Genomic DNA, 14,376 nt, shown 5'->3' with positions numbered 1-14,376 from the left:
CGTAATTCTCCTCTCTAAAGTTTTGAATTTTGAAGTGTTAATTCAAAACTCAGCGCTCACAATTCCTAACTCTTGGAACTGCTTAACTCTCGCTTCTTCTTGCTCTAAAAACAGGTTGCCGATGCCAAACACAAGTTCCATCGTGCCTCGATAGCCAACTTTGGTAAATTGACCATTACCTAAGCGGTCATAAATTGGCAGTCCTAGACGATAAAGAGGAATCGAGAGCCGTTTAGCGATCGCACCAACATTCGAGTTACCAATCAGCAAATCAGAACCGTCTACTAGGCTCTCAAAGTCTTCCAAATCACCGATTGTAACGTTTTTAACCGGGAGTTTTTCTAAGAGGTGCGATCGCGTGGTTGTCACCGCCGCATGAATTTGCGCTCCCATCGATTGCAGGAAATGCACTATTGACCACAACAAATCTGGTTCCAGCGCTAAAGAAACTCGTTTTGCACCAAAGTAAAAGTGGGTGTCCAGCATCGCATCTTGCAACTGACGACGTTGGCGGCGGTATTTTTCGGGTACGCTATTACCGCTCAGAATCGCCAATGCTTGGATAAATTCATCTACTGGTTCTAATCCTGTCAGTTCGCTAAACACCTCATAAGGCGTGTCAAAGCGTTCTTCGAGAATCTTGGCGGCCCCCCGCATACTTTCACCTAATGCGAGGGTGAAAGCAGAGCTACCGACTTCTCGTAGCTGTTTTAAGGTAGTCCCACTGACTGTAACCGCACTATAACCATCCTCTAGATGACCATCTAGGGAAGCGCCAAGGTCAGGTACAAAGATTGGCACTAGTCCAAAAGACGTGACTATCTCTTTGATTTCCTGTACATCCCCTGGTGTGAGGGCAGAACCCGCCAAAATCGTGACTTGTTCAGTTCTGAGTTCACCTGCGCGAGGAATTTCGTTAACTATGCTTTCCACAGCCACAGCAAAGCCATCTTGCAACGCACCTTTAAAATCTGGAGTAGGTGCAAAAACGATCGCTAAATCATTCAATTCGGGATGGCGATCGCGGATTTCCTTCAGAAAACCCTCAATGTCATCGCCTCTAGTTTCCGTTAACCCAGTACTACATAAACCAATAATTTCTGGATTAGCCTTTTCCACCAAAGTCAGAATTGCTTGCTCCACATTCTCTTCACCACCCAAGATAGTAGTGACTTCCGTCATCGCTGTGGTAGCTAGGGGAATCGCTTCCCGGAAATGCCGCACCAGCACAACTTTAGCGAAAGCAGTACAACCTTGGGAACCGTGGAATAAGGGCATCGTCCCTTTCAATCCCAAAAAGGCTAAGGTTGCGCCCAAAGCTTGACTTTGCTTGAGGGGATTAACTGTCAGTGCTTTGTTAGAAACAGTAACGATCGCCATTAAACTACCTCCTTGTTGCTTTCAGAAATAGCATCTACTAGAAGAGATGAGGGAGTAGGGGGAGATGAGGGAGTAAAGAAAGCAAGCAAACAAACAATTATTATTCTTCCTCATCCCCCTTATCCCCCTCATCCCCCTCATCCCCTCCACGCCTCACTTACTACATTTGAATGCAATTCAGCTTCTTCCCAAGGAGCGGGTTTGCGTATTTGTTCCCAAATCGGGCTATAGAGAGCTTCGTACAATTCCCGCGCCATTTCAATCATCCCTACATAACCTGCATAAGGATGGTGGCGTTCTTGGTTGATATCAAGGAAAGGAATTCGAGCTTTCAAAGCGGTGTATTGGTTACGTCCACCAGCAATCAGCATATCTGCTTTGGTGTCTTTAACCAGTTGTAGCAATTCCTTAGCGTTGCCCTTCTCCAACATGATGCCATCGTTGCCAATCAACTTCTTGATTTTGGCTTTATCTTCCTCAGTACTTTTTCGAGTACTGGTAGCAACAACTTCAATGCCCAAATCTCTAGCCGCCGAAATAATCGACCAACTCTTGACACCACCTGTATACAAAACAACCCGCTTACCTTTGAGTCGAGCGCGATAAGGAGCCAGTGCCAAATCTAAAGCAGCTGTTTCTTCTGCAATCAGCTTTTCTGTGCGCTCCTGTAAATCAGGATCGCCTAATTTAGCAGCGATGTTTCGCAGACAGCGATTCATATCATCGATGCCGTAGAAAGACTCTTCAATGTAGGGGATGTTGTAACGCTCCTCCATCTTTCTCGCCATGTTGAGCAGCGCTCGCGAGCAGATCATGACGTTGAGCTTGGCGCGGTGGGCGTAGCGAATTTCATTGTAGCGAGCATCGCCCGTAATTTTAGACAAAATACGGATGCCTAATTTTTCTAACAGTGGTGTTACTCCCCACATTTCACCGGCGATATTGTATTCACCGATTAAGTTAATATCATAGGGCGTTGTATGTTCCGGTTCTGCTGTGCCGACAACATATTCTAACAAAGATTCACCGCCAAAACGGTTGCCGAGATTTTTACTGCCAATGAATCCTGGGGCAATGACGGGAACAACAGGAATACCAATTTTCTCAGCCGCCGCTTTGCAGACGGCATCCATATCATCACCAATTAAGGCTGTAACGCAAGTGGCGTAGACGAATACTGCTGCTGGTTGGTAGCGCTCTTTGAGTTCCAGAATCGCTTTGTAAAGCTTCTTTTCGCCACCGAAGATGACATCATTTTCACCCAAGTCAGTGGTAAAGCCCATTTTGTAGAGTTGCGGGCCAGACGACAGACTACCACGACTACCCCAGGAATTACCAGCACAGGCGATCGGCCCGTGGACTAAATGAGCTGCATCTGCGATCGGCACTAGAGCAATCATTGCACCATCAAAAGCGCAGCCCCCTTGAGCCGCGCCAGGTTGTGCCTGTTGAGCGCATGACTTGTTTTTCTTTTCCGTTTGTTTGTGCTGATTATGCTCGCATCCTGTTTCAGTCAGCAGCTCGTTGATTTTGCCTTGGGTGATTTTCATCTCTCTTCTCTTAATTGTTAATTGTCCTTTGTCATTTGTCATTTGAATTGACTATTGTACAGACGCGATTAATCGCGTCTCTACCAATGACCAATGACCAATGCCCCATGCCCAATAATTAACAAATGTATTTTGTGACATCCTCTCCACATACATCGCTGAGGTAAGATAAAGCGCGGAAACGCAATCCTACAAATTCGTCATATAAAGGATTGAGTTTGCACAATGGTGGGATATCAATACACTTCCCAAATAATTTAATTTGTCGCTCAAAGGGACAACAACAAGGAATTGTTTGGCAAATTAAATGAGCGAAGCGATTATTTTTAACCTTAATTCCATCCACTACACGCCTCAAGGGATTAAGAAGATTGTTGAACCATCCTCGTTTTTTATAGTTAGGTGGATGGTAATTAGGATGAGGATGAGTGTGAGTATGTTCGTGAGTGTGATTGATGGTTTCCATCTATAATATACCTTGGGTAAATGCTATCAATAAAAAGGGAAGTTGGGGATTGGGCATTGGGGATTGGGCATTGGGTTTGGATATTTCCCTATTCCCTATTCCCTACTCCCCACTCCCCTTCTTCACCCTTTAATTAACACGTTGTGTTTCTACGCAATTTCTAACGAATCAAGTCGTAGGAAATATCTGTCTTAGAAGGAATGTTGGTGTTGCGATCAATTTCTTCAAACAGGGTATTTACAGTCCAGTTGAGGAGGTTGATCACACCTTGATAACCAATGGTGGAGTAGCGGTGTAAGTGGTGACGATCCATGATGGGGTAGCCAATTCTCACGAGGGGAATCTTGGTGTCACGCCACAAGTACTTACCGTAGGTGTTACCAACCAGGAAGTCTACTGGTTCGGTGAACAACAAAGAACGCATGTGCCACAAGTCTTTACCAGGCCATACAGTTGCATGTTGACCGAAGGGGCTAGAAGCAAGCAGTTCTTTCATTTCTGCTTCAAATACTTCGTTGCTGTTGTGAACCAAGATATGCACAGGTTCAGCACCCATTTCTAGCATAAAGCCAACAACGCTGTATACTAAATCTGGTTCGCCGTAGATAGCGAAGCGCTTGCCGTGAATCCATGAGTGGGAGTCAGTCATGGCATCAACTGCCCGACCGCGTTCAACTTCCAATTCTTCGGGAATAGGTATACCACTCAATTCGCTGAGTTTCATCAAGAACTCATCAGTACCCTTAATACCCCAAGGACGGCAAACTGCGGTTGGTTGCTTCCACTCTTTTTCAATGTACTCGCGAGTTTTGGGGGTAGAGTGTGCTTGCAGAGCAATTGTAGCTTTCGCATTAATTGAATCTGCTGCATCTTCTAGCTTTGTTGCAGTTGGATACATATCGAACTCACCTGTATTAGGTGAATCCAGGTAGTCACTGTTGTCGGCTAGAAGGGTGTAGTCAAAGCCGAACAAAGAAGCAATCCGCTTGATTTCGCGGTTGTTGCCTACATAGGTGTCAAAACCTGGAATGAAGTTGATTTTACCATTGCTGGTTTCTTTCTTATGACCTGCGGTCAGGTTAGAAAGAATTCCCTTCATCATGTTGTCGTAACCAGTGATGTGGGAGCCAACAAAGCTAGGGGTGTGAGCGTAAGGTACTGGGAAATCTTGAGGAACTGAACCAGCTTCCTTAGCGTTGTTGATGAAAGACTGTAAGTCATCACCAATTACTTCTGCCATACAGGTAGTGCAGACAGCGATCATCTTGGGCTTGTACAGTTGGTAAGAGTTCGCCAAGCCGTCAATCATGTTTTGCAGACCACCAAACACGGCTGCATCTTCAGTCATTGAAGAAGATACACCAGAGAATGGTTCTTTGTAGTGACGGGTTAAGTGGGTACGGAAGTAAGCAACGCAACCTTGAGAACCTTGAACGAAAGGTAGAGTACCTTCAAAACCAACAGCAGCAAAGATTGCTCCCAATGGTTGACAACCTTTTGCAGGGTTAACGGTTAAAGCTTCACGAGCGAAGTTCTTTTCACGATAATCCCAACCTTTTGTCCACTCTGCAACCCGTTGTACTTCTTCGGGGTCGTGACCGTTTTCAAACTGCCTTTTGTTTTCAAATAGCTGTTGATATTCTGGTTGGTGGAATAACTCTACGTGGTCTTGAATTTTTTCTGGATTCTGAGGCATTTCTGGATCTCCAAGCTTACTGAATTCTTTACTGATTGAGGAATAAGGATTTGAGGCGGGGATGGGAGATGAGAATATGATTCAAAATTCAAAATGCAAAAATCAAAAGAAATTTTAATTTTTTAGTTTTGAATTTTGGATTCCCAACTCCCCCCTGGGGTTTTAGCCCCAGGTTATCCTTACTTATCGCTCTCTCCCATTTCCCTAGACGGCAGCCTTAGCCTTAGCTTCAGCCTTCTTAGCCTGAGCTTTTTCATTCCAAGGAGCGCCAATTAATGACCAGGTTGGGCTGTTGAGTGCCAAGTCCATATCACGAGCGAAGATGGCGAAGCCGTCATAACCGTGATAAGGGCCGGAGTAATCCTTTTTATAGTTTAATTTTTTCAATAGCCTAATGTTTGCAGTAAACAGTGTCAGAGATAAACATTGTTCGCCCATAACACATTTATTTTTAGGCTAAATATAGGCTAAAAACACAGCGATGCATAATCAGGTTCAGGACTCACGCATCATCTAAATGTTGTCCTGCTCCGATATTTATGTTCATCTCTGCAATCACCGCAACAAAGAACGCATGATGAAAACGAAAGTACTACTGGAATTAGATAAGGTTAATCTGCGTTTGAAGTCTGCAAAGGCAAAGGTGACAATTAGAGAATCGAATGGAAGTCTGCAATTACGGGCGACGTTACCAATTAAACCGGGAGATAAAGATAGTAATGGAATTGGGAGAAAGCAATACAATCTCAGTTTGAATATTCCTGCTAATTTGGATGGACTCAAGACAGCTGAGGAAGAAGCCTATGAATTAGGAAAGTTAATTGCTCGTAAAACTTTTGAATGGAATGATAAATATTTAGGAAATGAAGCAATTAAAAAAGATTTTCAAACCATAGGAAAATTACTTGAAAAATTTGAAGAAGAGTATTTTAAAACTCACAAACGCACAACTAAAAGCGAACATACTTTTTTTTATTACTTTTCACGCACCAAAAGATTTACAAATCCTAAAGATTTAGCGACTGCTGAAAATCTGCTTGGTTCAATTGAACAAATCGATAAGGAATGGGCTAAGTATAATGCCGCTAGAGCGATCGCTGCATTTTGTGTGACATTCAATATCGAAATTGATTTATCGAAATATTCCAAAATGCCTGAGAATAATTCCCGAAATATACCGACCGATGTAGAAATATCTGAGGGAATTATCAAGTTTGAAGTTTATCAATATAATAGAGGTAATCAAGTTAATCAAAATGTTCAAGATAGCTGGCAACTTTGGCGCTGGACGTATGGAATGTTAGCAGTTTTTGGTTTACGTCCAAGGGAACTTTTTATTAATCCTGATATTGATTGGTGGTTGAGTCCAGAAAATTTAGATTTGACATGGAAAGTTCATAATGATTGCAAAACTGGTGAGAGACAAGCATTACCATTATATCGGCAATGGATTGAGGAATTTGATTTGAGAAATCCTAAATATTTGGAGATGTTGGAGAGTGCGATCGCTAAAAAAGATAAGACTAATCATGCTGAGATAACAGCGTTAACACAGCGAGTTAGTTGGTGGTTTCGTAAAATCGGATTGGATTTTAAACCGTATGATTTACGTCACGCTTGGGCAATTCGGGCGCATATTTTGGGGATACCAATTAAAGCGGCGGCGGATAATTTGGGGCATAGTGTGCAAGTTCACACCCAAACTTATCAGCGTTGGTTCTCGCTAGATATGCGGAAGTTAGCGATTAATCAGGCGTTAAGTAAGAGAAATGAAGTTGAGTTGATTAGGGAGGAGAATGCTAAATTGAGGATAGAGAATGATAAGTTAAAGTTGGAGATTGAAAAGTTGAAAATGGAAATGGTTTATACACAAAGTTAAACTTGCCCAAATACTGATAATATAATCAACTTGCAGGTCAGTTATGGATAGCATTAAAATTAGAACATATATTGGTGATGATGGAATTCTGCAAATCCAGCTTCCGCCTGAAGTTGCCAACCAAGAATTAGATGTAGTGATTGTCTTTCAACCTCTTATGCCAAAATCTTCACAGTCTCCAACCAAAACGCCGGAAGAACTAGGATACTCTCGGAAATTTGTTGAAGAAGTAATAGGTAGTTGGGAAGGTGATCCGCTTGAACGTCCAGAACAGCTTCCTTTTGAGGAACGGGAGGAGATTCAATGGCCTACCTCCTAGATACAAATGCGTGTATCCAAATTCTAAATTCACCAAGTTCACCTGTTACTCAAAAAACTCTATTAAACCGCGTCTACCTTGAAAACCATAGTTTGTTGGAATCAGGGTAAAGTTCAGAACTCAAGCCACGACCGAATAATACACTTTCTTTAAAAACTCCAGGTTTCAAAATGGACGGGGTTTAATTCCTTCTAGGGAAATTTACATCTGTACGGTTGTTTATAGCAAACTGTATTACGGAGCTTACAAAAGCATAAACGTTAATAGAAACCTCACTCATCTAGAAAATTTGTTTGCTGAGTTTGCTGATTTGCCACTGGATCGTCAAGCTGCACAAATAGCTGGAAATATTCGCGCTCGTCTTGATGCTTTGGGGACTCCAATTGGAGCAAATGATTTGTTAATTGCTGCGATCGCCTTAGCAAACAACCTCACCTTTGTCACCCACAAGACCTGCGAATTCAGCCGTATTGATGGCTTGAAGTACGAAGACTGGGAATAGCTGCGTATGAAAGAGTTTATACATTATCTGAGTTCTCATACCAATATATCTAGAATTACTCGTATTATGTATTAACACTGATGTTAATCAAAAAAGTATTGATATTATTATGAAATATAGTATATTTTAATCTAATATTTTATGAGTAGTAAGCTGATATATCATACCAATGAAAGTATAAATGGTGGAATTTCACCTTTTGATAAAGCTATTCATCAAGTGAGTAATAATAGTAAAGAATTACTGATAGCTTGTCCCTATATTGATGTTAGCTATATTAAAACATTCTTACACAAGCCAGGAAAGTGGCGTATTATTTCTGATGTAGAAGCTTGGCTTAATGCTTTTCAAGATAAAGCAAGAGAAGAAATAATTAATTTCATCATTGGCAATAAATATAAAATTCATCATTATATAAATTTACATACAAAAGTTATTCTTGGCGACCATTTATGCTTAGTAGGTTCTGCAAACTTGACTGCAATGGGTATCACTCAAAGAGCAGAAATGTCAATTTTGCTAGACGAAAGTAATCATATCAATGAAATTAGAGAATGGTTTGAACACTCATGGTCAAGTAGTGGTGAGATTAATATACCGGAATTAAAAGACTATATTAAGAGAAATACTACAATAATACCTCGGATTGAAGAACAAGATAGTTATTTAAATTCAGATGCACCAATTATTAGATCAAAGATGATCACTCAGCCTAAAAAATCCGAAAAAAAAGCCAGTAAATCAAACGCCAAAACAGATAATGAACCTTGGAATGGTTGTGATTTTTATGTAAGTATTGGTGAAGGTAAACATCGAAACTGGGAAGACTGCCGAAAATATGGTTTTATTTCTAGTGGTAGTGAGAAAAAATTTAACAAAGGTATAATAAAGTTGCTTCCTGGGTCGCGTGTATTCGTCCACATACCCAAAACTGGTTATGTCGGTGTTGGTCTAGTAAAAGATTCTGCTGTACCTTTAAAAGACTTCAAGTTATTATTCAACGGGCAACAAGTACCAATCCTAGATGTACAACTTTTTGCCCCAGAAATGGATGAATATGTAGATGACCTTGATAAATCCGAGTACCTTGTCCGTGTTGAATGGATTAAAGCAGTGCCTAGAAGTCAAGCATACTGGGAAAAAGGTTTTTTTTCATACAAGAATATAAAATGTAAAATGGAAAGTCAGAAAGCTCGTTTGACAATAGAAAGAGTATCTCAGCATTTCGGATTATAACGATTAACTCTCATTTACCAATCGCATTGTAGTGCGATCGCACTCCTCCCAAAGTATACATCGTCACAAAGCTGATTTACTCAAAAACAACGCCGCGATAAATTTCTGTCATCGATAATGCGATCGCAACTGAATCTAAAGAAATAGATATCTCTAAGCTGCTAAAATCACTGAGCAACCAACCTTTGGCTTGTTTACTATAGCGTTCAACAAAAGGTTCATCCTGTTCTATTAATAAATATTCGCTAGATTTACTTGTGAGGTGATGTCATATTGCAATACCTATGTATATATCAACTGTTTTGAACCATCCAAACTAAAAATCCAAGAATTTGCTCTACAGGTGGCAAAGGATAATCCATCAAGTCGATGGTGACAATATTATCCTCCAGCTTCAGGAATCGCCATTGTGTACCACTGCTAATAGAACCATAGATTACCGCAATTGGACGATTTTTTGCGGTGTTGAATCTTTGTGCGGCAACCATTTCTGCAATACATTGTCCGAACCCAGTTCTTAAATCAGCTTTTTTTGCTTCTACAATTACAATTGCAGGTGCTTCAATTTCTAGCACTTCCGGTGAACGACTCAAAAGAAAATCACACATTCCATTAAGTCCAGCTGCTTCGTCAACTGTAAAATCTTCTCCAGAGAATAAGCTAATTTGGCGGTTTAATATTCGTCTAACTTCTAATAATACTGGGTAAATAATTCCTTCTGAACGTGCTTTTTCACTTGCTGAAGAAGCTAGTGGCAGACTTTCTTCAAGATATGCCGTCAGTGTAGCAGATGCTTCAATTGATTCAGTTATAGGAATAAATCGCCCACCTTCCTGGGTTTTTAACCCGAAGGCTTCTTTAACTTTACTGATAGTTGTAAACTGACTATAAGGCATAATTAGTAGAAATCATAAATCGTAGCCCACCGTCGGCATCGCACTGGCTATAAGATAACAATATTATTTTCTCACACATTTGGTTGTGAGGTGATATAATACTGCGGTCTATATATTCTTTTTTCTACAAAACGACTGCGCGATACCCTTCAGGTTATGCAAAGCCGAACGTATTTACGCCTGGTACTGCTTTAGTGGGATGCACGATAGAATTTAGCCAAAGACTTTATCTTTGTGGTTAGCTGTCTACGATGTCTGCAAGAGATACGTTTCATGAACTGGTTAGAACTGCCCTTGAGAAGGAAGGGTGGATAATTACTCATGATCCGTACCACATTGATTTGGGGTTTGTTGATTTTTACATCGACTTGGGTGCAGAACTGTTGCTAGCAGCGACAAAGGATGAGGAAAAGATTGCAGTTGAAATCAAAACGTTTTTAGCACCTTCAACGATTTCTGAGTTCCATACTGCAATTGGACAATTTATTAACTACCGCATTGCGTTGGAAGATGATGATCCAGAGCGGCGGTTGTATTTGGCAGTTCCGCTCGACGTTTATAAGCGATTTTTCAGATATCCATTTATTCAAACTGTCATTGTCCGTAACAAAATTCCCCTTTTGGTGTATGACACAGAAAAACAGGAGATTGCAGAATGGATAAGCTAATTTTGTATCGTGAACTAATTCAGGGATTATTGACGGCGCGAGCAAAGTTGCGTTCTGAAAGCGATCCAATAGAAAGTCAAAGTATTTTTGATACTACAAAAGACCACTATCAGCTTGTGCATGTGGGCTGGAAAAATAGCAGTACCCGGATTTACGGCTGTGTGCTGCATATAGATATCAAGGATGGGAAAATTTGGGTGCAGCATGACGGAACGGAGGATGCGATCGCAGATCAACTCGTGAGGGAGGGAGTGCCTAAGCAAGATATTGTGATAGCATATCATGCACCTCATGTAAGGCAGTATACAGAGTTTGCTGTCGGGTAAACCTATCATATAGAAAGCCTGTTTGCGATCGCTACTCACAAACAGGCTTGACTTCTTTTAGCTTTCTAATTAAGCCTGCTCCCAAAGCTGACGTACATAATCAGGTAGCCAGCTAGCAATTTCCTGAATTCGTTCTTCGGAAAGTTCGTCTTTGGTGGCAGAAAACACTGCTTTAACCGCTTGCTCTCGGTCTACTGAGCGCGGCATTCCGCTTTCATTAGCAACTCGGAACAAGAAGCGATCGGAATCGATATTGAAGATACCTGGGCCTTTCCAAGGTGGACGAACCCGGCTTAAAAATCCCACAATGGGATTGGTGTCTTTCCAGAGATCGGATACTTCAAACTGGAGTGCTTTCTCATCAGTAGGCACTGCCTCTGTATGCAGTTCTGCCTCGACGCGATCGCTAGCTTCTGTCGTCATCACGTCGCGCATCACGCGAAACACAACTTCGGTAAAATCTCTTGCGTCATAAGGATCTGCAAATCCGGCTTTGACCTGCACTTTTTCCAGGAACGAGCGATGTTCGTCAGCGATCGCAGTTCGATTATCTTCAATCTCCGTTGGGTCAACTTCTGGAACATTTGTTCTAAAACTTTGATCGGGCATTGTTTTTTGTTGTGATTATTAGTTTTGAGTCTTTATGCTTGCTTTATGTAAGGTCGCACAAATCAAAAACCCTTGGGATCTTCCAGAAGTTTGAGATGGCATCTATTTAAAAGTTAGATCAAAGGTTAGAAATTCATCCGATCTGCTGATAACAACAAAGTCATACTTGAGGTAGGCAATTTCCCTTTATTGAGCAGAGTAACACTCTGGTGTTTCTGCCTGTCGTAGTCATCGCCCATTGGTGTGAAAAAACAGTCAGAATAGATGAATTGGTATAAATTTCGTTAAAACAAAGATGCTAGAAACAACAAACATCGAAATTAACACTTGCTATGTCAAAGTACCTAACAATGACTTAGAAATCGATGCTTACTTAGTTCAACCAGCACAAAATGGAACCTTTGGCGCAGTTATAGTTTTTCCAGAAATTTTTGGAATCAATAGTAATATTCGAGATATCACCGAACTAATCGCTAAACAAGGTTATGTAGCGATCGCCCCGGCGATGTATCAACGTATTGCTCCCGGTTTTGAGGCTGACTTTAGTCCTGAAGATGTTGGGTATAGCCCAGAAGCCTATCAACTGGGCTTGGAATATTATCAACAAGTCAAATATCAAGAGATATTCAGCGATATTCAAGCTACCATTAATTATCTCAAAACTTTACCCAATGTCAATGATGATGCGATTGGTGTCATTGGTTTCTGTTTTGGTGGTCATGTTGCTTATATGGCTGCAACTTTACCAGAGATCAAAGCCACAGCTTCGTTTTATGGTGGCGGGATTACCACTGCTAGTTATGGTGAAGACACTCCAACTATTAATCGCACCTCGGAAATTACAGGTACTATTTATACATTTTTTGGTACAAGAGATGCATTAGTTTCCCAGGAAGAAAACGAGCAAATTGAGGCGGAACTCCAGAAACATCAAATAAATCATCATGTATTTCGATACGACGCTGGACACGGATTCTTCGCCGGATTCTTTAAAGATCAATACCCATTTTTAGCCCAGCACCCAAGTTATAACCCAGAAGCGGCTCCTGATGCTTGGCAACATGTTTTAGAACTGTTTCAAAATTACCTGTAAAATTCGATTGCGTAATCATCGCTAAACAAAGTAAATCTTAATTTTGTAGCGATCGCTCAAAATGGCAGGAGATAACATAGAAATAGAAATCTATCGCAATGGTTTTTGGAGGTTCTTGTCATGAAGTCTGACTTTAATTGCATGACCAAAACTGAGTTAAGAGCTTTCGTCATTGCTCACCCCGACAACAAAGCAGCATTCCGTGCCTTTGTTAACCGCTTTACTTCTGAAGCATCTCCAGAGACTTTTGACATCCCAAAATCGAATGCAGAGATTGAGGAAGTTGAAATTTTGATTAGACAAAAGTTAGAACAATTAAACATCAGCGAGGGCTAGAGGTAGACTCAGTTACTGGAATTGCGAGGCTTAATCAATGGCTGAACCTCACTGCTGCTATAGGACTCCTGTCTGATTTCTGAACAAGATTTCAAATGAAATCCTTATAAAACAGGCTTTTCAGTCTCAATATATTTTCAAAAATCAAATCGGAGTCCTATACGTTAATCTACAGGTAAAATCAGAGAGTCTAAGAGGATGTTTTAAAAGTGATTGGCTGTAATTTTAGGCACTTGTTGATTCCCCCTAACCTCCCTTAAAGAGTGCGATCCTATTGCTTTTAACCTTTTGAGTTTTTAAGCAGTAATTGACAACCACATAAAAACGGGTTTGGACTTTCTATGCGATCGTCTGTAAGCACTTCAATGGGAAGCTTGCTGTTGTAAATCAATTCGTCATAATCCATCAATGCATCCCACTTGATCTTGCCTGTCGGAAAGCCTAGCTGTGAAGCTGCATCAGATATCAACTCTTGCCATTTTTGAATCTCTGGATCTTGTGATTTGCAGTAATCGAGAATGGCAATCAAGGCACCAGGTTTGGTAACTCGCAGAATTTCTGCAAGTGCACAGACCGGATTGTTAACGACACAGAGCGTATATCCCGACGCTGCGGCATCAAAGGTATTATCAGAAAAATCAAGATTGCAAAGATCCGATACCTTGAAAGTGATATCTGCGGATACGGATTTTTTACGTGCTTCATCCATCATCTTATGAGAAAGATCGACACCGACGACACGTACACCTTCAGGATAGGCTGGAAGATTAATACCAGTTCCTACCGCAGCATCTAAGGCAGTTTGTCCTGGCTTCAGCTGCAAGGAAGCAATTAGAGGTTCGCGATCGATGTGCCAGTAACGCTTTAGAATTGCGTCATAATCCACCGCTCCTTGATCGTAGGTTTCAATCACCTGATGTATCTGCATAGATTTTTTAACAAACAGGACTACTGATATTAACTATCTGTTCAACTGTATAACCTGTTAGCGCCCAAAAAAAATTTGTATATTATATAGCAAGGGACTGGGGACTGGGTGAAAAGTCTTTTGGTGTCTAAGTTTTATCATCTCTTGATGTCCTAACCACCAAGGCTTGTGCTATATTATCAACAAAATAACTTCACAATAGGCATATTCTCTATCATCAAAAATAGCGATCGCACCAATGGCACTGTTGCGATAATACAGAGCGATCGCCCTAAACAGCAAATCATTGTTCAAGCTTCGGAAATTAGCAAAGGTATTGTTACTTACACCACAAGTCAATAAAGTACACCCCTCCTCAACTTGAAATCTGCTGTATAATCCAATACGGTTCAGATAAGCTTTTTTTTCTCCCCCTGCTTCCCCTGCATCCCCTGCTCCCCCTGCATCCCCTGCTCCCCCTGCCTGCCTCAACGGATAAATTTCCTTAACTGA

16 protein-coding genes and 2 pseudogenes are annotated in these 14,376 nt (G+C 41.2%); 8 read left to right on the top strand and 10 right to left on the bottom strand.

What is annotated here, in order from left to right:
* Positions 1-42: 42 nt before the first annotated feature.
* The 5 genes from nifN to RMY63_RS03905 form a co-directional block, all read right to left on the bottom strand.
* On the bottom strand, positions 43-1,380 hold the full coding sequence (gene nifN / locus RMY63_RS03925) for a nitrogenase iron-molybdenum cofactor biosynthesis protein NifN (RefSeq protein ID WP_322727447.1): 1,338 nt from the start codon (positions 1,378-1,380) through the stop codon (positions 43-45).
* Positions 1,381-1,517: 137 nt separating this feature from the next.
* Entirely contained in the window at positions 1,518-2,930 is a 1,413-nt protein-coding gene (nifE, locus tag RMY63_RS03920) for a nitrogenase iron-molybdenum cofactor biosynthesis protein NifE (protein WP_322727617.1), read from the bottom strand.
* Positions 2,931-3,048: 118 nt separating this feature from the next.
* Entirely contained in the window at positions 3,049-3,396 is a 348-nt protein-coding gene (locus RMY63_RS03915; protein ID WP_322727446.1) for a Mo-dependent nitrogenase C-terminal domain-containing protein, read from the bottom strand.
* A gap of 160 nt (positions 3,397-3,556) precedes the next feature.
* On the bottom strand, positions 3,557-5,092 hold the full coding sequence (gene nifK, locus RMY63_RS03910) for a nitrogenase molybdenum-iron protein subunit beta (protein ID WP_322727445.1): 1,536 nt from the start codon (positions 5,090-5,092) through the stop codon (positions 3,557-3,559).
* A 204-nt stretch (positions 5,093-5,296) separates the two neighbouring features.
* Complete coding sequence (locus tag RMY63_RS03905) at positions 5,297-5,530, bottom strand: hypothetical protein (protein WP_322727628.1); 234 nt, start codon at positions 5,528-5,530, stop codon at positions 5,297-5,299.
* Positions 5,531-5,617: 87 nt separating this feature from the next.
* On the opposite strand from RMY63_RS03905, the pseudogene RMY63_RS03900 reads away from it, so the two are divergent.
* The 4 genes and pseudogenes from RMY63_RS03900 to RMY63_RS03885 all read left to right on the top strand — a co-directional run bounded on the left by RMY63_RS03900 (position 5,618) and on the right by RMY63_RS03885 (position 9,028).
* Positions 5,618-6,971: pseudogene (locus RMY63_RS03900) on the top strand (site-specific integrase).
* 43 nt (positions 6,972-7,014) lie between these two features.
* A complete protein-coding gene (locus RMY63_RS03895; RefSeq protein WP_322727444.1) occupies positions 7,015-7,290 on the top strand; it encodes a hypothetical protein in 276 nt (91 codons plus the stop codon).
* Between the two features lie 184 nt (positions 7,291-7,474).
* Positions 7,475-7,792 (top strand): PIN domain-containing protein, encoded by a 318-nt coding sequence (locus RMY63_RS03890; RefSeq protein WP_322727615.1) that lies wholly within the window; start codon positions 7,475-7,477, stop codon positions 7,790-7,792.
* A gap of 141 nt (positions 7,793-7,933) precedes the next feature.
* The gene (locus RMY63_RS03885) at positions 7,934-9,028 is read left to right on the top strand and encodes a phospholipase D-like domain-containing protein (protein ID WP_322727443.1); all 1,095 of its coding nucleotides are present in this window, start codon (positions 7,934-7,936) and stop codon (positions 9,026-9,028) included.
* Between the two features lie 76 nt (positions 9,029-9,104).
* Here the strand turns inward: RMY63_RS03885 and RMY63_RS03880 are convergent.
* Both RMY63_RS03880 and RMY63_RS03875 read right to left on the bottom strand, forming a co-directional pair.
* A pseudogene (locus RMY63_RS03880) lies at positions 9,105-9,272 on the bottom strand (Uma2 family endonuclease); the annotation flags it as partial.
* 49 nt (positions 9,273-9,321) lie between these two features.
* A complete protein-coding gene (locus tag RMY63_RS03875) occupies positions 9,322-9,924 on the bottom strand; it encodes a hypothetical protein (protein ID WP_322727442.1) in 603 nt (200 codons plus the stop codon).
* A gap of 251 nt (positions 9,925-10,175) precedes the next feature.
* Between RMY63_RS03875 and RMY63_RS03870 the strand changes: the two genes are divergently transcribed.
* Both RMY63_RS03870 and RMY63_RS03865 read left to right on the top strand, forming a co-directional pair.
* Positions 10,176-10,592, top strand: coding sequence for a XisH family protein (locus RMY63_RS03870; RefSeq protein ID WP_322727441.1), 417 nt, complete (start codon positions 10,176-10,178; stop codon positions 10,590-10,592).
* Entirely contained in the window at positions 10,580-10,918 is a 339-nt protein-coding gene (locus tag RMY63_RS03865) for a XisI protein (protein WP_322727440.1), read from the top strand. Before RMY63_RS03870 ends, RMY63_RS03865 begins: the two co-directional genes overlap by 13 nt.
* Positions 10,919-10,987: 69 nt before the next feature.
* Here RMY63_RS03865 and RMY63_RS03860 read toward each other — a convergent pair whose 3' ends face one another.
* Entirely contained in the window at positions 10,988-11,527 is a 540-nt protein-coding gene (locus RMY63_RS03860; RefSeq protein ID WP_322727439.1) for a DUF2267 domain-containing protein, read from the bottom strand.
* 295 nt (positions 11,528-11,822) lie between these two features.
* Here RMY63_RS03860 and RMY63_RS03855 point away from each other — a divergent pair, with 295 nt between their 5' ends.
* Positions 11,823-12,620, top strand: coding sequence for a dienelactone hydrolase family protein (locus RMY63_RS03855; protein WP_322727438.1), 798 nt, complete (start codon positions 11,823-11,825; stop codon positions 12,618-12,620).
* Positions 12,621-12,740: 120 nt separating this feature from the next.
* Positions 12,741-12,956: a DUF6887 family protein gene (locus tag RMY63_RS03850; RefSeq protein ID WP_322727437.1), complete on the top strand. Its 216-nt coding sequence runs from the start codon at positions 12,741-12,743 to the stop codon at positions 12,954-12,956.
* Between the two features lie 280 nt (positions 12,957-13,236).
* Here the strand turns inward: RMY63_RS03850 and RMY63_RS03845 are convergent, their stop codons facing one another.
* Together RMY63_RS03845 and RMY63_RS03840 are read right to left on the bottom strand one after the other, a co-directional pair.
* Positions 13,237-13,869, bottom strand: coding sequence for a class I SAM-dependent methyltransferase (locus RMY63_RS03845; RefSeq protein WP_322727436.1), 633 nt, complete (start codon positions 13,867-13,869; stop codon positions 13,237-13,239).
* A 186-nt stretch (positions 13,870-14,055) separates the two neighbouring features.
* Positions 14,056-14,376, bottom strand: a 321-nt coding sequence (locus RMY63_RS03840; protein ID WP_322727435.1) for a hypothetical protein, incomplete at its 5' end; no start/stop codon positions are given.

It is taken from the genome of Nostoc sp. ChiQUE01b (assembly GCF_034531255.1).
Taxonomy (GTDB): domain Bacteria; phylum Cyanobacteriota; class Cyanobacteriia; order Cyanobacteriales; family Nostocaceae; genus Nostoc.
Note: the sequence above shows the minus strand (reverse complement) of the source record. Positions and strands in the feature narration are given on the sequence as shown.